We start from the raw sequence: 18,574 nt of genomic DNA, 5'->3' as shown, positions 1-18,574 counted from the left end.
TCGTCGGCGGCGACAACGTGATCGCGGCGTGCCCCGCGCTCGCACCCGAAGAGTACGACGCGGCGCTCTCTCACGTCCGCGACGACGCGGGCGTCGAACTCAAAGTCGGCGTCGGGGAGGGTCGGAGTGCACACGACGCTGGGATGCTCGCCAAACACGCCCTCGAACGCTGCCGCCGCCGGGGGACGACAGTCGAGGTGGAAGAGCGAGCGCCGAAGCCGGGCGACGGGTGAGCATGCCCGCGCGCTCGCTGTATTTCACCGGGGAACGGACGGTCGAGGTCCGCGAACGGACGGTCCCCGATCCTGGACCGGACGAGGTCCGCGTTCGGTCGGTCGCGTCCGCGATCAGTTCCGGCACGGAGCTTCTCGTGTACCGGGGGGACGCGCCGAGCGACCTCCCGGCTGACGAGAACATTCCCGCGCTCGACGGGTCGCTCGAGTACCCCCTGCGGTACGGCTACGCGACGGTCGGCACCGTCACGGCGACCGGCGACGACGTCGACGAGGACTGGCTCGACCGGACCGTCTTCTGTTTTCACCCCCACGAGAGCCACTTTCTCGCCTCGCCGGACGAACTCCGGCGCGTTCCGAACGGCTGTTCGACGACCGCCGCGGCCCTCCTGCCGACGGTCGAAACCGCGCTCAACTTCGTGATGGACGGCCGGCCGTCGGTCGGCGAACGCGTCGTCGTCTTCGGGCAGGGACCCGTCGGGCTGCTGTCGACGGCGGTGCTCTCCTCGTTTCCCCTCGGTCGACTCGTGACCGTCGACACCGTGGCCCGGCGGCGCGATCTGTCGCTCTCGTTCGGGGCGGACGAGAGCCTCCCGCCGGCCGACGCGCGGTCGCGCTTCGACGTCGGCCCTCGCGTCGATCCGAACACGCCCAGGGGAGCGGATCTCTCGTTCGAGCTCACGGGCGACCCCGCGGCGCTCGAAGACGCCGTCAGCGTCACCGGCTACGACGGGACGGTGGTCATCGGCTCGTGGTACGGGGACAAGCGGGCGGAGCTCGACCTCGGCGGACGCTTTCACCGGAGCCGGATTCAGCTCAAGAGCAGCCAGGTGAGCACCATCGATCCGGACCACCGGGGGAGGTGGACGCAGAAACGGCGGTTCGAGCTGGCGTGGCGGTGGCTCGAACGGCTGGACGTCGACCGGCTCGTCACCCACCGGCTCCCACTCTCCGAGGCGCGGACCGCGTACGAGCTGCTCGATTCGCAGCCGGGGGAAGCCGTGCAAATCCTCTTTACGTACGGCGGGCGATAGAGCGTCCATGTACGCCGTCACCGTGCGCCGATCGTTCATCGCCCAGCACTACCTGACGGTTCCGGACCCCGGACCGGAGGGCGAACTCCACTCGCACCGCTTCACCGCCGAGGTCACCTTCGAGGGATCGGAGCTGAACGAGTACGGCTACCTCGTGGACATCGACGACGTGAAGGCCGGGATGGCGACGATCGTCGACCGCTACGCGGACGAGACGATGAACGACCAGCCCGCGTTCGAGGGAGTGAACCCGAGCGTCGAGCACTTCGCGCGGATCTTCTGCCGCGAACTGTTGGACGAGGCGGAGCCGTCGAACCCCGAGCGGGTCGCGGTCGCGATGTGGGAGGACGAAGACGCCGCGGCGGCGTACGAGACGACCGTCTGAATGCGCGTCGGCCTGCTCGTATACGGCGACCTCGACGCCCGATCCGGCGGGTTTCTCTACGATCGGAAGCTCGCGGACCACCTCGAAGCCGCCGGCGACGAGGTTCGCGTGTTCTCGCTCCCCGAGCGGCGGTACGTCGGCAGCCTCGCGCACAACGTCTCGCGGTCGCTCCGCCGACGCGTCCGGGGAGCGAACCTCGACGCGCTGTTGCAGGACGAACTCTGCCACCCGTCGCTCGCGTGGTTCAACCGGCGGCTCCGGCTGGACGCGCCGGTCGTCGCCGTCGTCCACCACCTCCGCTCGGTCGAGCCGCGCCCGGAGTGGCGAAACGAGATCTACCGGCGGGTCGAACGGCGGTACCTCGACGGCGTCGACGCGTTCGTCCACAACAGCGAGACGACCCGGCGGGCGGTCGGGAGGCTGACCGACCCGGACCCGTCGGTCGTCGCCTACCCGGCCGGCGATCGGTTCGGCGACGTGCTCTCCCCGGATCGGATCCGCGAACGGGCGCAGGAGCGACCGCTTCGGGTGATCTTCGTCGGAAACGTCACCCGACGAAAGGGAGTTCACACGCTCGTCGAAGGACTGGGGCGGACGCGCGCCGACTGGCGACTGACAGTCGTCGGCGACCTCGGCGTCGATTCGGCGTACGTCGCGAAGCTTCGTGACACAGTGGAGGAACTGGGGCTGGGCGATCGCGTCGCGCTGACCGGTCGCCTCCCCGACGACGAACTCGCTGGCCTCCTCGCCGACAGCCACCTCTTCGCGATGCCGTCCTCCTACGAGGGGTTCGGGATCGCGTACGTCGAGGCGATGGGGTTCGGCCTCCCCGTGATCGCCTCGACCGCGGGCGGCGCGCGCGAACTCGTCTCCCACCGCGAAAACGGCGTCCTCGTCGCCCCAGACGACCCGAGCGAGATCGTCGACGCGGTCACGCCGCTCTCTCGCGACCGCGAGCGGCTCGCCGAGATGAGTCTCGCGGCCCGAAAAGCGCATCTCGCGCATCCGACGTGGGACGAGACGGGACGGCGGATCCGGGCGTTCCTGGTCGGGCTGTGCTCAGACGCCGAGCCGACCGCGGACGAAGCCGATCGCCGTGCGCAGTAGCGACGGACGCGCGACCGCCCGCATCTCCGGCTCCGTCAACTCGAAGTCGAACACGTCGAGGTTCTCCGCGAGGTGCGACCGGCTCGTCGCCTTCGGGATGACGGCGACGTTCTCCTGCTGGACGGCCCACCGGAGGGCGACCTGCGCGGGCGACTTGTCGTACCGCTCGCCGACGCGGCGGAGGACGTCGTCGTCGAGCACCCCGCCGTGCGCCAGCGGGCTGTAGGCGGTGAGCGCGAGGTCGTGCTCCCGGCAGTACGAGAGCAGGTCCGGCTTCGGACGGTACGGGTGAAACTGCACCTGATCGGTGAGGATCGGAACGTCGCTGACCTCCCGTGCGGTCCGCAGCCGCGACGGACCGAAGTTGCTCACCCCGACGCGTCTCACCGCGCCCTCGTCGACTAACTCCGACATCGCTCCGAGGGTCTCCCGGAGCGGGACGCGCGGGTTCGGCCAGTGGACGAGGAGCAGATCGAGGTAGTCGGTGTCGAGCCGGTCGAGACTCTCGGCTGCGCTCCGCCGAACCGCGTCGGCGCGGAGGTTCCCCGGCGCGAGCTTCGTCGTGAGAAACACCTCCTCGCGAGCGACGGGCGACGCGGAGAGAGCCCTGCCGACGCGACGCTCGTTGCCGTACAACTGGGCGGTGTCGAGGTGTCGATACCCCAGATCGAGCGCCGTCGCGACCGCGTGCTCGCACGTCGGGCCGGCGAGTCGCCACGTGCCGAGGCCGACCTTCGGAAGCCGCACGCCCTGCAGTTCGACGTGTTCCATGCGTGTTCGTGGGGGTTCGATGACGATTAATTGCGGGACGAGTCCGCCGAAGGTCCCGGCGGCGGGGTCGGAGTCCCCGATCGATTTTTTCGGCCGCCGCGGTTCTCGATCGGGACGCGGGGGAAGCGCGCCGGATCGTCCCCACCCCATACTACGTTCGGCGTCGGCGCTGCCAGCCGTCCTTCCCCGCTCGACCGCGCTGGAAACGGCCGCGAAGCAATTATAAAATAATTCAGCCGAAAAATTTAATACGTCACACTATGAGAAACTAACCGAGGGGGGAACGTCTGCGGCCGCCGCGGATCACGCGGTCACGGTGCCCCAAGTGCTCACCTGTCACCCATTCCCCCTTCCCCGCTGTCGGGCGGCAGCTTCTCGGGGGAGAATCGCGCGCTACGACGCCCGCCGCCCGTCGACCGTTCGTTTTTGCCTCTGTACGCCGTAACGGCGAGTATGTCGGATCTCGTGTGTCCGCTCTGCGAACGGGCGTGTACCAGTCGGAACCACCTCCGGGATCACCTGCACGAACATCACCGCAAAAGCGAGATTATAGACGAGTATCTGGAGGCCGCGAGCGTGTGAGGTCCTTCCCGGGAATCGGTACGCCAGCCCGATCGATTTGGGGTGATCTTCGCGCCATTCGCGCGCGGCGAAGCGTTCGCCGCACGCGCCACGGACGAACGTTTTCGTTCGTCGGACGACGAAGACCGACGACCATAGCCTTCTCTGCGTCGTCTGTTTCGAATCCGATACTACCACTTCGGACACGCGTGTCTGACGGACGTCTGACCAAGTTTCAATAGTGTTCAAGACGGTAATAATTAGCAGACCATGTCCGACGAACTGGACGAGCAAAACGCGGACGAGACGATCGGCGGACAGCCCGGAACCGACTCAATCATCTCGGGGATACAGTCCGAGTTGGACGACCGGATCGCCCAGCTCAAAGACGAGCGCGCCCAGCTCGAAGACCAGTGCGAACGGCTCGAACGCGAGTACAGAGAGCACCAGCGCGAGATAGACCAGGTCGGGCGCGAACTCGCGCACCTCACCGAGCTGTACAAGGCGGTCGAGCGGAACCACACCACCTACCTCGACGACGACATGGACGGCCTGACCGTCGATAAGTCGCTCGCGGCGATGGCGAACGGTCGCAAGCGGATCGCCACCCCCGACGATCTCGCGTCGTCGGAGTCGGACTCGGCGGCGGACTTTTCGCCCCAACAGCGCGTTCGGCAGCGAGAGCGCGAACGGATGCAGGCGCACCTGCTGAAGCGACTGAAGTGGTGGGTCTTCGGCAAAAAGAAGGGTCGCGATCGCCTCTGAACGTCGTTCGTCGGACGTCTCTCTTTCGGATTCGACCGACCGAATCGGTCGATTCAGCGCCGATTCAGCGCCAACGCGGGTTCTTCACGCGTTGTTCATGCGTAACTTTCGCGTTTCGCCGCACTCTGTGCACTCGCTCACGCGGTACGGTTCGCGCGAGTACTCCTCGTTTTGCTCTCGATCGCTCTCCGTGACGAGATCGATCGAGATCACGTGTTCCGTCGGCTCCCCGCACCGATCGCACGTCTCTTCGACCGTCTCTATCGAATCTTCGGGTTGTGACATAGGCTGTGGATGTTGGGTCGGCGTTCCGTTCGGCGACTGCTCACTCGTTCATTCGTTCGCGACTCGTCGCTCCGCAGCGCAGGCAGACCGTCGTCCGACAGGGAACCCGGGCGAACTTGACGTTCTCCGCGACGACGGCGTCGCCGTGGGTCTGCTCGATCGTTATCTTCGCCCGCTGAGGCGCTTTTTCTCCGCACTCCGTGCAGTACTCCCGACGATTATCGTCGCTCCGACGAGTTCGAGCCTGTGTTAGCATCGGTGTGACCTCCGTTCGGAACGCGCAGGGACGTGCGAATCGCGTCGCGCGAGTGGACCGAAATGCCGCCCCACCGTTCTCGGGGACGGGTGCACGGCGTGCCCGTTCGAGTGAAACGTGCCGACGTACCGGCAAAAGGGTGATGCGCGCAGTATCAAGCAGGGGGCTTCGATCCCGGTCCCGATCTCGAACCTGACGACCGAGTCGAACGGGAGTCGTCCGGGTCGCGCTCGTCGGCGTCGACGTCAACGTCGCCGTCGTCGGCGTTCTCGTCGGCTACGTCCTCCTCTAGCCGGCAGATCCGCTGAGCGTCCGATTTTCGATGATACGAGATTATGCCGTGACACGTCATACGGATAACACCGAGTCGGGGGCTCGGGTAGGGAGATCGTTATGGTACCATACGAACCGATGGAGGCGGAAGAATCGACGGATCTCGACCAGGCGAGTACGCGCTCCCGGTGGGGACGGGGGTCGCTCCCGCGTCGAGTGCGCGGACGGACGTGGATCACGGAGGAGAACCGCCGGTGGTGGGTGGTCGCGGCCACGGGCCTGGCGATCGTCCTCATCACCGTCGATTTCAACGGGATCACGGTCGCCCTGCCGACCATCGGCCGGGACCTCGACACCTCGACGACGGGCCTCCAGTGGACGGTCAACGCCTACCTGCTGGCGTTCGCGGCGTCGATGGTCGCCTTCGGACGCCTGGCCGACATCTTCGGCCGACGGCGGGTGCTGTTCGTCGGTATCGGCGTCTTCATCGGCGCGTCGGCGCTGTGCGGACTCGCCCAGAGCGACCGGTGGCTCATCGCCGCTCGCGTCGTGCAGGGCGTCGGTGCCGCCGCGTTCTTCGCGGCCTCCCTGCCGATCGTCAGCGACGCCTTCCCCCCCGACGAGCGCGGCAAGGGTATCGCGATGTGGGCCGCCGTCAGCGGCACGGGTCTCGCGATCGGTCCGCTGGTCGGCGGCTTCCTCACCGAGACGTTCTCGTGGCGGTGGTTCTTCTACTTCAACATCCCGATCGCCGCGATCACGGTCGTCCTCACGCTGGCGGCCGTGCGCGAGTCGCGGGACGAGACCGTGGAGCGTCACGTCGACCTCGTCGGGTTGTTCACCGTCACCGTCGGCCTCGCGGCGCTGGTGTTCGGCATCCAACAGGGCGACACGCTGGGCTGGGGTGCTCCGATCGTGCTCGGGTCGCTGGCCGTCGCGGTGCTCCTGCTCGCGGCGTTTCTCGTCGCCGAGCCGCGCCTGCGCGATCCGCTGATCGAGTTCGACCTGTTCCGCGACCGCAGCTACCTCGGCGCGAACGTCGTCGGCTTCACCTCCAACTTCGGCGTCGGCGCGCTCCTGTTTTTCCTCACGCTCTACTTCCAGAACGTGCTCGGGTACTCCCCGCTGCGGACCGGGCTCGTGTTCCTCGCGTTCACCGTCCCGCTGGTCGCGTTCGAGACGGCGTCGAATCGGATCGCGGCCGAGATCGGGACGCGGCGATCGATGGCGGGGGGCATGACGTTCATGGCGGCGGGGTTCCTGCTTTTGGCCCTGCTCTCGCCGACGAGCGGAACGGCCGTCGTGCTCGTCGCGCTCGTGATCACGGGCGTCGGGCTGGGGGTCGCCTACTCCGTTTCGAGCACGGCGGGAATGGCGGCCGTTCCGGACGCCAAGGCCGGCGCGGCCTCGGGAATCCTGGGGATGCTCCGAATTTTGGGCGTCGTCTTCGGCGTCGCGATCGGCGGGGCGCTGTTCAAAACGCTCGAAAATCAGCGGTCGGCCGCGCTGCTCGCCGACGCCGGCGCGACGATCGATGCCTCGGATCGGACGGAGATCCAGGGGTTGCTGTCGGGATCGGACGCCGCCGAGGCGAAGCTGGGCAGGCTCGCCCCGGAGGCCGCCGGGCAGGTAGACCAGGTGGTGCGCGAGGCGTTCCTCTTCGCGTTCGACGGCGCGATGCTGCTGTGCGTCGTCGTGTCGGTCGCGGGCGTTCTGGGAGCGCTACTCGTGAGAGAAAGCGCGACAGGGTCGAACCGATCGGACTGACGTTCCCCCACGTCCCCCACGTCCCGCACGCCCCCCTCGTCGCGGGAACGTTCCGATCACCGAGCGCCATAGTTATCAGTATTCGGTAAATTACATATCCATTGGATGAAGAGGAGAGACCTGGTGATCGCGACGGGGACGACGCTCGCCGGGTGCGTCGAGTCGAATTCGGAGGGAGGAGGAGAAAACGCGACCGCCGGGGCGTCCGCCGCACGATCGGACGAATCCGCGGCGGAATCTCGCGAGGCGGAAACGGGGAACCCGTGGGGGGCCGGGGCGGTCGTCGTCGCGGTGGAGCAGGACGTCGACGCGCGGTCCGGGTTCGTCGAACTCGTCCGCGAGGGGCTCGAATACTGGGAGCGAAACGCCGGGACGTACGCGGGGTACGGGATCGAGTACGCCCTCCGGGCGAACGCCGACGATCCGGACGTCCTCGTTCGACTCGTGGACTCGATAGACGAGTGCGGAGACGTCGGTCACGAAGACGACATCGCCGGCTGTGCGCCCCTCGTCGAAGACGTCGCCCCCGACGACGTTACCGTCGAGATCGTCGACGGGTACGGCGACGAGCCGACCCTCGCGGTCGTCAAACACGAGATCGGGCACACGCTCGGACTCGATCACGACGACGAGCCGAAGGACGTCATGTCGAACGACGCGGCGGACAGGATCGCCGACTACGAGGAGAAACGGGAGGTTCTCGCGCGCTACGGCGAGGCGATCGATCGCGGGAACGAGGGGATGGAGCACTGGAACGACGCCATCGACGAGTGGGAACAGGAGGAGTTCGACGGGGCGGCGGTCCGGTTCGAGGACGCGCGGGGGCGGTTCGACGAGCAAACCGACCGACTCGTCGAGGCCGTCGAGGCGGCGGAGAGAATCGACGCGGCCGAGGCGGCGGCGGCGTGCGACGAATCGCGTCGGGTGAGCGAGCTCGAAGTCGAGATGGCCGCGAGCATGCGAGAGGCGGCCGAGGAGGCCGACGCGGGCGATTACGACGCCGCGGACGACTGCGTCGAAAAGGCGAACGAAGCGAGGGCGGAAGCCGAAGCGTACGAGTTCGTCGAGGGAGACGTCGTCGCCGACGCGCTGGGGCTTCCGGACGCGGACTGAACGACGAATGTTCCCGATTGCACGTCGCGGGCGCAAACGGGCGGATGCCGAACGCGTTCCCGGGTCAGTCCCTCGGCTCGTCGGGCCGTCTCGACAGGCGGTCGAACCGCTCCCGCGCCGCTTGCTTTCGCCGGTCGGTCGTCTCCGCGTCGTATTCGAGATCGACCACCTCGCCCCCTTCGACGACCACCGAGAGCACGGCCCCGTCGCCCGCGTCCGCCGGAAGTCGCTCCTCGTCGAGCACGACCTCGTCGAGGATCTCGTCGTCGCCCTCGACGAGGACGACGGCGCGCCCGCCCTCGACGCGGTCGACGGTCGCGGTGTAGGATCCGTCGTCGACCATCACGCGACACTCCACTGCGGGCCGAGCGCGGACGTCGACGGCGCGTCGATCGCATTCCGCTCGCCCGACGCGGCGTCGAAGCTCGTCCGTCGCTCGGTGGCGGCGGTCGGGGCCATCGTCGCCTCCGGTTCGTCCTTGAGTTCGAGCGGGTCGGTCGTCGCGTCCGCCTGCGTTCGGACGGTTATCGCGTCGCCGTCGCTCTCGAAGACGGTCGTGCCGTGAACCCCCGTCCAGTACGTCGGAATCGAGCGCTCGGCGAGGCGCTCCAGCGTCTCCTCGCTCGGGTGGCCGTACTGCGAGTCGTACGCGCTGGAGAGCATCGCGGCGCGCGGATCGACGACGTCGAGGAACTCGCCGCTCGAACTCGTCGCGCTTCCGTGGTGCCCGCCGAGGTAGACGTCCGAGTCCAGTTCCGACCCGTACTCGCCGACCATCCGCGACTCCGCGGTCCGCTCGGCGTCGGCGGTGAACAGGAAGCTGCTCTCGCCGCGCTCGACGCGGAGGACGATGCTGTCGTCGTTCGAGTCGTCCAGCTCGCTGTCCGCGGCCGGATTGTAGAGCTTCACGTCCGTCCCTTCGAGCGGGATCGTATCTCCCTCTTGCGCTCGAATGAGGTCGACGTCGTGCCGCTCGACGGCGTCCAGGTATCGGTCGTAGGTCTGGGACGTGCTCGTCACGCCGGGGTCCCACACCTGGCCGACGCCGTCTTTCTCCGTCTCGTAGTGGTCGATGACCGCCGCGTGCCCGCCGATGTGGTCGGCGTCGGGGTGGGTCGTCACGAGGTAGTCGATCCGATCCACGTCGTGTTTTTCGAGGTAGGCGATGACCTCCTCGCCGTCGTTCCGCCAGTCGCCGGAGTCGATGAGCATCGTCTCCCCGGTCGGACCGACGACGAGCGCCGCGTCCCCCTGCCCGACGTTGATCGTGTGGACTTCGAGCGTGCCGTCGGTCTCACCGTCGGACGGGGGATCCTCGGGCGCCGGCGACGATTCCGGCGTCTCCGTCGGCGTCGGGGTGGCCGTCGGCGTCGGTTCCGGCGTCGGGGTTTCGGTCGGAGTGGGTTCCGGCGTCTCCGTCTCCGCCGGCGTTTGTTCGGGCGTCTCCGTCGGCGACGATTCGGGCGTTTCGGTCTCGGTCGGCGGTTCGGCGGTCGGCGTCCCCGTCCGCGGTTGCTCGGTCGGCGACCGCTCGGTTTCCGCTCGCGGCTGCTCCGTCGTCTCCGCGTTTGTGGTTTCCGTCGGCGACTCCGACGCCTCTGTGGTAGCCGGCGCGTCCGTCGCCGTCGGCGAATCTTGGTCTCCCCCGAGACCCCCGCACCCGGCGAGCGCTACCAACAACGCGAGAGCAACAGCGAGCAGAGCGTTTCGCATGCCTCACCGTGAGACTCCGCGCGACGTATATGTTGCGTAGTTTATAATTATGAAATTATCCGTTTTCGGAGAGGTAGGCGAAGGTGATGGACGGTCGTGGGGCTGGGGATCTCGCCGATTGGCACGCGACGGACTCGTCGTAGCAACCGCCGAATTCCGACGACGTTCAGCGTCGGGTTGATCCAGATCGGATGCGCGATCCGCGTCGCCGCCACGTCGGCGAGACCGGCGGCTCGAACCGCGACGTTCGGGACGAAAATCGAAGGCCCTCAAGATTTTTATTGCAAATGGGGTCGGAGGGATTTGAACCCCCGATCGACTGATATCTCCGGTCCGCCTCGGTACTCCAGAGGGTCGTCAACGCGACCGATGATCAGTCGGTCGCTCAGTATATCAGTCTGGAGTTCGTCACCGGGCGTTGCCTCTGGAGTCAGTCGCCATCCCTGGCTTGGCCACGACCCCGCACCACCTCGTAAGGCGAATCGCCCTAAAGGGATTTCGATTGTCCCCGAACGATAGCGGCGACGGAAGCCCGACGCGCGATCACCTGTCGGTCTCCGCCCAGTCGCAATCCTGGCACTTGTACCCGACCACGAACTCGGTCACGCTCGGCATGTAGCCGACCGTGAGGACGTTGCCGCCGCACTCCGGGCAGTCGCGCTCTGCGTCCTCGATGGCTTCGGCCTCCATCGGCCGTTCGCCCTCGACGAGTTCGGCGAGGCGCTCCGGCGTCACCATTCGCCCCTGAACGACGCGGTTGCTCATAGCGGAGCCACTCGCCGAAACCACCTAAGCCCTCGGTCCTCGAAACCGATCGCGGAGGGAACCCCGCCGTCGGCGCGCCGGCTCACAACCACGGCGCCCGCGAGTCGTCGTCCCCGGGGTAACCGTACTCCTGCTCCGACTTCGATCCGGCGACCTCTTCGCCGCGATCGGCGGCTAGCTGGGCGGCGGGTCCGCCGCGACGGTTCGTTTCGGCGGCGTCGCGACCGTCGCCCGCGGCGCCGTCGTCACCCCCGTCGCCGTCGTCGCTCCCGTCGCCGCCGTCGGTTATGGCCGCGGCGTCGGACGTGCCGGCGTCGGTACCGCCGAGGTCGAACGCGAACGCGGCGGTGACGCAGAGCACGCCGAGCGCGACGGGGGCGTCCGTGGGCATCAGCCCGAGCACCGACAGCGCGAGCATGCCGAGCGCGACCGAGCTACCGAAGCGGAACCGGTCGATGTCGACCGCTCCGCGCAGGCGCGGACCGAGCAGCGCGACGAGCAGCGCGAACCCGACGCCGACGCCCGCGGCCGCCGCGGCCTTCGCGACGAGCACCGGGTCGGGGTTGACGACCAGCTCCGCCCCTGACGGGTCGACGCTGGCGACCAGCCCGAGGCCGATGATGACGCCCGGGCGGGGGAGGTAGTCGCCGACCTGCGCGCTCGCGGTCTTCGCCGCGACGGCGAGGATGACGACCCCCGCGAACCGCTCGAAGACCGCCATGGTCAGCAGGCTCTCGATGGTCGGCGCGAACGCCGCCTCGACTGCCGCGACCGGGATCAGCACCGCCCCGAGCAGGAGCACGGAGGTCGCCTGTTCGCGCGGGGTGCCGTCCATCTCGGCGAGGATGACCGCCACGGTGGCCGACCCGCCGAAGATGAGCAGGCCCGTCTCGACGATGCCGAAGGGGACGGTCAACGCGCCCGCCAGGACGAGCGCCGGGAAGATCCCGTCGATCAGCGGCAGGGCCATCACCGTCGCGAGGAGGCGGGTCGCGCCGCCGACCTGCCGCTCTAAACCGAGCGCGATCGGGTGGCGTGAGACGCTCATTCCACGCTAACGGCCGTCACCTTCGGCCAAGCGGCGATGTGAGTACGACTCCGAGGAACCACCCGCCCGGAATCCGAACTCGAACTCCGATTTGAGTGTGTTCCACATCGCTGTAAAGAGGGTGCCGGAGCCGAGAATCGTCTGACCGGCAGTGCGCGGCGCGATGGGACTGTCGGAGTCCATGGTTGAACACATTCCGACCGGACTATTAAGCGTTGTGTGGGAAATGCCCGCACGCATCACCGGAACATTCGGGAGAGTATATAAGGTATGGCTACGCTTTGCTGGTACTCGGGGTCGAGTAATAGAATATCATCAGCGAAAAGCTGCGCCAGAGGCGAATATTGCCTGTCCGGGGTGACCTCCGGAAAAACACCGTAGACTGACAGTTACGGTTCGAAGAATGAGCACGCACATGCACATATTATCTCCATCTCGTGTGTGACACCCGCAGAGACGTGCGATCTCGGAACGTTTTTGTCCAGGGCCTGTAGATGGTTTATATGGCGAACGACGTTCCCGACCGAGAATGCTTTTCGGAGAAGCTCCGCGTGCCGGAGTCGCTGACGTTCGACGACGTGTTGCTTCGACCGATGGAGAGCCGAGTCGAACCGGACGACGCGAACGTGTCCACCCGCGTCTCCACGAACGTCGAACTGAACGTGCCCGTCCTCTCCGCGGCGATGGACACCGTCACGGAGAGCGATATGGCGATCGGGATGGCCCGGGAGGGCGGTCTCGGCGTCCTCCATCGCAACATGACGATCGAGGAGATGATGGAGGAGATCCGCCGCGTCAAGCGGGCGGACGAGCTCGTCATCCAGCGCGACGACGTGGTCACCGCGGAACCCGACCAGACCGTCCGGCAGGTCGACGAGATGATGGAGCGCGAGGGCGTCTCGGGCGCGCCGGTCGTCGCCGACGACGACACGGTGCTCGGGATCATCTCGGGGACGGACATCCGGCCGTACCTCGAAGTCGGCGAGCGCGACGAGGTTCGCGAGGCGATGACGGACAAGGTCATCACGGCCGGACAGGACGTCACCGCCCGCGAGGCGCTCGAACTCATGTACGAACACAAGATCGAGCGCGTGCCGATCGTCGACGAGGAGGACCACCTCGTCGGCCTCGTCACCATGCAGGGCATCCTCCAGCGACGAGAGCACGAGGACGCCGCCCGCGACGAGGCCGGACGGCTCCGCTGCGGCGTCGCGGTCGGTCCCTTCGAGGACGACCGCGCGACCGCCGCCGCCGAGGCGGGCGCGGACGTGCTCTTCATCGACTGCGCGCACGCGCACAACATGAACGTCATCGACAGCGCTCGCGAGATCAAAGCGTCCGTCGACGCCGACGTCGTCGTCGGCAACGTCGGCACCCGCGAGGCCGCCGAGGCGGTCGTCGACTTCGCCGACGGCGTCAAGGTCGGCATCGGCCCGGGCAGCATCTGCACGACGCGCGTCGTCACCGGCGCGGGGATGCCCCAGATCACCGCCGTCGCGGAGGTCGCCGACGTGGCCGCCGCGCACGACGTCCCCGTCATCGCCGACGGGGGGATCCGCTACTCCGGGGACGCGATCAAGGCGATCGCGGCGGGCGCTGACGCGGTCATGCTCGGCTCGTACTTCGCCGGCACGGACGCGGCCCCGGGTCGCGTCATCACGATGAACGGCAAGAAGTACAAGCAGTACCGCGGCATGGGGAGCGTGGGCGCGATGCGCTCGGGCGGCGGCGATCGCTACCTCAAAGACGCCGACGACGACGAGGACTTCGTCCCCGAGGGCGTCGAGGCTGCGACCCCGTACAAGGGGACGCTCGCTTCCGAACTCCACCAGCTCGTCGGCGGCATGAAGTCCGGCATGGGCTACGTCGGCGCGGAGACCGTCCCCGGGTTCAAAGAGCGCGCCCGGTTCGTCCGCGTCTCCGCGGCGGGCCAAACCGAGGGCCACCCGCACGACGTGATGATCACCGACGAAGCCCCGAACTACAGCCCGCAGGGCTGACCGCGACCTCGCGGTCCTCCGCCGCCGCTCGACGCGCCCGGCGCGGCTCCTTCTGCCTCAGGGCGGACATTGATACCCGATGCGTCCGTCGAACGATCGTGATGAATTCCGGGGAGCTCCGGAGCGTCCTCGAAGAGGCGGGGTTGTCTCCGTACCAGGCCGACGCGTACAGCACCCTCCTCCGGCTGGGATCGGCGAGCGCGACGGAACTGGCAGACGCCTGCACCGTCCCGCAGGCGCGGATCTACGACGTGCTCCGCGATCTGGAGGGGAAGGGGTACATCGAGACGTTCGAACAGGGGAGCCTGCGCGCCCGGGCGCGAAATCCGGAGGTAGTGCTTGACGATCTCCGCGGGCGTGCGGAGCGGCTCGCGACGGCCGCGGAGGAGATCGAACACCGCTGGGAGCAGCCGGATCTCGAAGCGAACCGGGTGAGCATCGTCAAGCGCTTCGAGACGGTGTTCGACCGAGCGGCCTCGATCATCCGGGACGCGCAGTACGAGGTGCAACTTTCGGCGACGCCCGAGCAGTTCGCCGAACTCCGTCCGGCGCTGGAAGTCGCCGTCGCGAACGGTGCGATCGTGAACCTCTCGCTGCACACCGATCCCGAGACGCCGACGCGAAGCCTTCGCGACGGGGCGGGGTACGAGGACGCGGCGACCGAGGTCCGCCACAGGGCGCTCCCGGCACCGTTTCTCGCGCTGGTCGACCGGACCCTGACGTGCTTTGCGCCGCACGCGCGCTCTCTGAACTCCTACGGTGTGCTCGTCGACGACTACACGCTCACGTACGTCTTCCACTGGTACTTTCAGACCTGCCTCTGGGAGGTGTGGGAACCGATCCACGACGCGCGCCCCGACGAGCCGCCGCGCCGCTACACGGACATCCGACGGTGCGTCCGCGAAGTCGAACCGCTCCTCGACGAGGCCGCGACGGTGCGAGCGCGCGTCGAGGGGTTCGAAACCGCGTCCGGACGACGCGTCGAACTGGACGGACGGATCGTCGACGTCGTCTACGCCGGCGCCGCGTCGTCCGAGGGAGAACTCCCCCTCTCGCGGCTCGCGGGGCAGGTGACGATCGAACTCGAAACGGACGACGGCCCGTACTCCGTCGGCGGCTGGGGGGCCGTCCTCGAAGACGTCGAAGCGACGCGGATCACGATCCTGTCGGCGGAAAAGAATCCTGAGGAGGGGACCGAGAGATAAGGAGTATATTCATATACTCTTACAAAACACTGGCAGTCGAACGCGATCGCCCGACCGCGGGACTCGAAAATGAGTGACGAACCGCCGCTCGTGCTCGTCGTCGAAGACGAGCCCGACCTCGCCGATCTGTACGCCGCGTGGCTGAGCGACGGGTGCCGGATTCGAACCGCTTACGGCGGCCGCGACGCGCTCTCCGCGCTCGACGCGGCCGTCGACGTCGTCCTCCTCGACAGGCGCATGCCGGGTTTTTCTGGCGACGACGTGCTCGCCGCCGTCCGGGACCGCGACCTCGACTGTCGCGTCGCGATGGTGACGGCCGTCGAGCCCGACGTCGACGTCATCGAGATGGGGTTCGACGACTACCTCGTCAAGCCGGTCGCGAAGGAGGCGCTACGCGAGACCGTCTCGAACCTCCACCGCCGGAGCGCCTACGACGCGGGCGTTCGGGAGCTGTTTTCGCTCGCGTCGAAGAAGGCGCTGCTCGAATCCGAGCGGAGCGGGGCCGAACTGCGAGAGCACGACGAGTACGTCGAACTCTGCCGTCGCATCAGGGAGCTCCGCGCGGACCTGGACGACGCGCTCCGTGAGATCGACGACGGCGACGCGTTCGCCGACGTCGCTCGGGGCGGGACGCGCGAGGGATCGGCGGACGACTTCGGCCGCTGATCGGCGATCGTCGGTCTCCGCCGGGCGATCGGTGAACGCGGCTCGCGACCGTTACCGCCGCCCGTATCCCCACTCCTCCATCACGGCGACGACGTCGTCGGCGTTCCGGAGACCGGCTCTGACGACCGCCTCGCGAACGTCGAGCGACATCACGTCGTCGCCGTCGAAGCGGCCGTCCAGCTCGCGTTCCAGCGCGCCGATGTCGTCGGCGGTCGACTCGCGGACGTACACCGGGAGTGCGTCCCGGTCGGCCTTGACGGTGCGGCGGGCGAAGATGAACGGGAGTTCGTCGAAGCCGTCCGACGGACCGCGTCCCCCGTCTTCTCCGCCTTCCCCGTTTCGGTCTCGCTCGCCCCGCCCGCCGCGACCGTCCCGTCCGTTTCGCCCGCGATCCGAGGCGTCCCCGTACGCGTCCGTCGCGTCGCCGTACGTGTCCCCGGCGGCCCCGTACCGGTCGTCTTTGCTCACGCCGCCACCCCCTCGGCGTCGGACTCCGCGGCCGCCTCGACGGTTCCGCGTTCGACGATCCGCGCGACGGCGTCGAACTGGTCGAGGAGGTCCTCCTCGTACGGGCGGAGGTCGCGGGTGTCCTCGCGCTCGGCGAAGTCGAAGACCGTCGTGCGGCTCCGCCAGGCCTCCTTCAGCACGTCGCGCTTGCGAATGCCGAACGGGGTGACGGGTTTGCCTTCGCCCTCCAGTTCCTCCCTGACGTCCGCGTAGATGTTGGAGTCGCCGACCTCGTTCGGGACGACCGCCAGGATGCCGAGCGCGAACGACTCGTCGAACGCCCGGAAGCCGCGCTCCATGCTGTCGAGGGTGTCTTCGAGGCCCGCGATCGAGACGCTCCCCTTCCGCGTGAGTTCGATGGGGATCACGACGTCCCGGGCCGCGACGAGCGCGTTGTCGACGAGCACGTTCAGCGTCGCCGGCGGATCGACGATGAAGTAGTCGTACTCGGGCGCCAGCGGCGCCAGCGCGGATCGCAGGCGAAACTCCCGGAGGTTCGTCCCCCGGGCGGCCATCTCGCTTTCGATGTTCGCCAGCCCCTCGTGCGACGGGACGAGGTCGAAGTCGCCGGCGTCGACGATCAGGTCGCCGAGGTCCGACTCTTCTTCGAGCAGCGCGTCGCCGAGGTGGTCCCGGTCGCCGGTCTTCAGCTCGCCGAACCCGACGTGATCGGTGAGGCTCCCGAGCTGGGGATCGAGATCGACGACCAGCACGTCCGCGCCGCGCCGCCCGAGGGCGGCCCCCGCGTTCGTGGCGAGCGTCGTCTTCCCCACACCGCCGGATTCGCTCCAGAGCGTCACGGCTCGTTTCATACGCGGGATGTACCGACGTACCACACATAAAGGTCCGTCAGACGGTCGCACCCGACGAACCGTCCGCGAATCCGTCTCGGGATCCCTCTGCAGATATTCGTGTGTGAGTATACAGAAATATCTCCGGATATATTTTCAGGTAACCGTAAGACTGCGACGGAACCGTGGGAGAACGACGCCGTAGAACCCGGCGGCTGTGGCGCGACGGCGACGACGCTCAGAGATCGACGATCGTCCCCGCGTCGCGCGCCTCGGCGCGCGCCAGGAGGTGCTCCGCCGCCGCGGCGTCGAGGACGGCCGAGCCGACCGACTCGACGATGAGGATCTCGTCGTCGCGCCGTCTTCCCGCCTCCCCCTCGAACGCGTCCGACAGCGACACGAGCGACGACGGCTCGACCCCGTCCATGTCGCCCACGGTCGCGGCCTCCTCGGGCACGTCGGCGAAGATCCGCGCCGCGCGCTCGACGGTCGTCGCGTCGAGCTCCCGCATCTCGGGCGCGTACGCGCCGACCGCCACGACGAGCGTCCCCGCCGCGAGCGCCTCGCCGGGGAACGTCGGCTCGGTGCTCGTCGTCGCGGTGACGACGACGGTGGCGTCGGCGACCGCCTCCCGGGGCGTCCCGACCGCCTCCGCGTCGATGCCCGCGGCGCGAAGGTCGGCGGCGCACGCCTCGCGCGAGTCGCTCGGCGAGTACACCCGGACGCGGTCGACGTCGGTCGCCGCCGCGATCGCCCGCGCCTGCCAGCGCGCCTGCGCCCCCGCGCCCACGATCCCGACCCGGAGGGGTTCGGTCGCGAGGTGCTTCGCCGCGAGGCCGCCGATGCAGCCCGTTCGGGCGTTCGTGATCCGCGTGCCGGCGAGGTACGCCGCGGGGAGGCCGGTTTCCGCCTCCGTCAGCGCGATCGTCGCGTTGACCGTCGGCAGCCCTCGCTCGCCGTTCCCCTCGTGGACGCCCACGAGCTTCGTCGCGTAGTACGCCGCGCCGTGGACGTACGCGGGCATCACGAGGCCGGTCCCGAGCGGCTCGTCCCCTTCGATCCCCGCGCCGACCGGGAAGTGCGGTCGGTCCGGGCGCTCTACCTCACCGCGGCCCTGCTTTACGAACGCCGACTCGACCACCGGAAGCAGCGCGCCGAGGTCGAGCAGGTCGTCGATCTCCGAGTCGGAAAGCACGCGCATGCTCGACGCTCTCGCTCGTCCGAGTTAGGTGTATGTTTCGCGGTTCGATCCGGCCGACTCGACGGCCGCCGCGACGAACGCGACGGCCGACGGGCGTCCGCGGCCGACATCCGCCGGGGATCGACCGA

General features: G+C 68.2%; 21 protein-coding genes and 1 tRNA gene. 10 read left to right on the top strand and 12 right to left on the bottom strand.

Features of this window, described 5'->3' with window-relative positions; translation table 11 throughout:
• The 4 genes from C3L37_RS23995 to C3L37_RS23980 form a co-directional block, all read left to right on the top strand.
• A partial coding sequence (locus C3L37_RS23995; RefSeq protein WP_129117063.1) for a GTP cyclohydrolase IIa occupies positions 1-233 on the top strand: 233 nt, incomplete at its 5' end.
• A 2-nt stretch (positions 234-235) separates the two neighbouring features.
• The gene (locus C3L37_RS23990) at positions 236-1,267 is read left to right on the top strand and encodes a zinc-dependent alcohol dehydrogenase (RefSeq protein ID WP_129117062.1); all 1,032 of its coding nucleotides are present in this window, start codon (positions 236-238) and stop codon (positions 1,265-1,267) included.
• 7 nt (positions 1,268-1,274) lie between these two features.
• Positions 1,275-1,652, top strand: coding sequence for a 6-pyruvoyl trahydropterin synthase family protein (locus tag C3L37_RS23985; RefSeq protein ID WP_129117061.1), 378 nt, complete (start codon positions 1,275-1,277; stop codon positions 1,650-1,652).
• Positions 1,653-2,759, top strand: coding sequence for a glycosyltransferase family 4 protein (locus C3L37_RS23980; protein WP_129117060.1), 1,107 nt, complete (start codon positions 1,653-1,655; stop codon positions 2,757-2,759). It begins immediately after the preceding gene.
• On the opposite strand, the gene C3L37_RS23975 is transcribed toward C3L37_RS23980, so the two are convergent.
• Entirely contained in the window at positions 2,712-3,530 is an 819-nt protein-coding gene (locus C3L37_RS23975; protein ID WP_129117059.1) for an aldo/keto reductase, read from the bottom strand. The two genes, C3L37_RS23980 and C3L37_RS23975, sit on opposite strands and share 48 nt — an antisense overlap.
• A gap of 831 nt (positions 3,531-4,361) precedes the next feature.
• Here C3L37_RS23975 and C3L37_RS23965 point away from each other — a divergent pair.
• On the top strand, positions 4,362-4,856 hold the full coding sequence (locus tag C3L37_RS23965; RefSeq protein ID WP_129117057.1) for a hypothetical protein: 495 nt from the start codon (positions 4,362-4,364) through the stop codon (positions 4,854-4,856).
• Between the two features lie 84 nt (positions 4,857-4,940).
• On the opposite strand, the gene C3L37_RS23960 is transcribed toward C3L37_RS23965, so the two are convergent.
• The gene (locus tag C3L37_RS23960; protein ID WP_129117056.1) at positions 4,941-5,141 is read right to left on the bottom strand and encodes a DUF7835 family putative zinc beta-ribbon protein; all 201 of its coding nucleotides are present in this window, start codon (positions 5,139-5,141) and stop codon (positions 4,941-4,943) included.
• Between the two features lie 40 nt (positions 5,142-5,181).
• Positions 5,182-5,397, bottom strand: a complete 216-nt coding sequence (locus tag C3L37_RS23955; RefSeq protein WP_129117055.1) for a DUF7835 family putative zinc beta-ribbon protein — start codon at positions 5,395-5,397, stop codon at positions 5,182-5,184.
• 393 nt (positions 5,398-5,790) lie between these two features.
• Here C3L37_RS23955 and C3L37_RS23950 point away from each other — a divergent pair, with 393 nt between their 5' ends.
• Together C3L37_RS23950 and C3L37_RS23945 are read left to right on the top strand one after the other, a co-directional pair.
• Complete coding sequence (locus C3L37_RS23950; protein WP_129117054.1) at positions 5,791-7,437, top strand: MFS transporter; 1,647 nt, start codon at positions 5,791-5,793, stop codon at positions 7,435-7,437.
• A gap of 105 nt (positions 7,438-7,542) precedes the next feature.
• Complete coding sequence (locus tag C3L37_RS23945; RefSeq protein ID WP_129117053.1) at positions 7,543-8,550, top strand: hypothetical protein; 1,008 nt, start codon at positions 7,543-7,545, stop codon at positions 8,548-8,550.
• A gap of 64 nt (positions 8,551-8,614) precedes the next feature.
• Here C3L37_RS23945 and C3L37_RS23940 read toward each other — a convergent pair whose 3' ends face one another.
• The 6 genes from C3L37_RS23940 to C3L37_RS24645 all read right to left on the bottom strand — a co-directional run bounded on the left by C3L37_RS23940 (position 8,615) and on the right by C3L37_RS24645 (position 12,259).
• Positions 8,615-8,893, bottom strand: coding sequence for a DUF3006 domain-containing protein (locus tag C3L37_RS23940; RefSeq protein WP_129117052.1), 279 nt, complete (start codon positions 8,891-8,893; stop codon positions 8,615-8,617).
• A complete protein-coding gene (locus C3L37_RS23935) occupies positions 8,893-10,263 on the bottom strand; it encodes a ComEC/Rec2 family competence protein (RefSeq protein WP_129117051.1) in 1,371 nt (456 codons plus the stop codon). Before C3L37_RS23935 ends, C3L37_RS23940 begins: the two co-directional genes overlap by 1 nt.
• Positions 10,264-10,551: 288 nt before the next feature.
• Positions 10,552-10,725: transfer RNA gene (locus C3L37_RS24650), tRNA-Trp, on the bottom strand.
• A gap of 81 nt (positions 10,726-10,806) precedes the next feature.
• Positions 10,807-11,028, bottom strand: coding sequence for a DUF5795 family protein (locus C3L37_RS23930; protein ID WP_129117050.1), 222 nt, complete (start codon positions 11,026-11,028; stop codon positions 10,807-10,809).
• 82 nt (positions 11,029-11,110) lie between these two features.
• Entirely contained in the window at positions 11,111-12,076 is a 966-nt protein-coding gene (locus tag C3L37_RS23925; protein ID WP_129117049.1) for a DUF5794 domain-containing protein, read from the bottom strand.
• 6 nt (positions 12,077-12,082) lie between these two features.
• The gene (locus C3L37_RS24645; RefSeq protein WP_164974862.1) at positions 12,083-12,259 is read right to left on the bottom strand and encodes a hypothetical protein; all 177 of its coding nucleotides are present in this window, start codon (positions 12,257-12,259) and stop codon (positions 12,083-12,085) included.
• A 320-nt stretch (positions 12,260-12,579) separates the two neighbouring features.
• On the opposite strand from C3L37_RS24645, the gene guaB reads away from it, so the two are divergent.
• The 3 genes from guaB (at position 12,580) to C3L37_RS23910 (ending at position 15,947) form a co-directional block, all read left to right on the top strand.
• A complete protein-coding gene (guaB, locus tag C3L37_RS23920) occupies positions 12,580-14,076 on the top strand; it encodes an IMP dehydrogenase (RefSeq protein WP_129117048.1) in 1,497 nt (498 codons plus the stop codon).
• A 101-nt stretch (positions 14,077-14,177) separates the two neighbouring features.
• Positions 14,178-15,281, top strand: a complete 1,104-nt coding sequence (locus tag C3L37_RS23915; protein WP_129117047.1) for a TrmB family transcriptional regulator — start codon at positions 14,178-14,180, stop codon at positions 15,279-15,281.
• A 69-nt stretch (positions 15,282-15,350) separates the two neighbouring features.
• Entirely contained in the window at positions 15,351-15,947 is a 597-nt protein-coding gene (locus C3L37_RS23910; RefSeq protein WP_129117046.1) for a response regulator transcription factor, read from the top strand.
• Between the two features lie 51 nt (positions 15,948-15,998).
• Here C3L37_RS23910 and C3L37_RS23905 read toward each other — a convergent pair whose 3' ends face one another.
• From C3L37_RS23905 to C3L37_RS23895, 3 genes are all read right to left on the bottom strand, one after another.
• Complete coding sequence (locus tag C3L37_RS23905) at positions 15,999-16,415, bottom strand: hypothetical protein (RefSeq protein WP_129117045.1); 417 nt, start codon at positions 16,413-16,415, stop codon at positions 15,999-16,001.
• The gene (locus C3L37_RS23900; protein WP_129117044.1) at positions 16,412-17,266 is read right to left on the bottom strand and encodes a ParA family protein; all 855 of its coding nucleotides are present in this window, start codon (positions 17,264-17,266) and stop codon (positions 16,412-16,414) included. Before C3L37_RS23900 ends, C3L37_RS23905 begins: the two co-directional genes overlap by 4 nt.
• A 217-nt stretch (positions 17,267-17,483) precedes the next feature.
• A complete protein-coding gene (locus tag C3L37_RS23895) occupies positions 17,484-18,446 on the bottom strand; it encodes an ornithine cyclodeaminase family protein (protein WP_129117043.1) in 963 nt (320 codons plus the stop codon).
• Positions 18,447-18,574: the final 128 nt, after the last annotated feature.

The sequence above is a fragment of the Halegenticoccus tardaugens genome, from assembly GCF_004116405.1.
Lineage (GTDB): Archaea > Halobacteriota > Halobacteria > Halobacteriales > Haloferacaceae > Halegenticoccus > Halegenticoccus tardaugens.
Note: the sequence above shows the minus strand (reverse complement) of the source record. Positions and strands in the feature narration are given on the sequence as shown.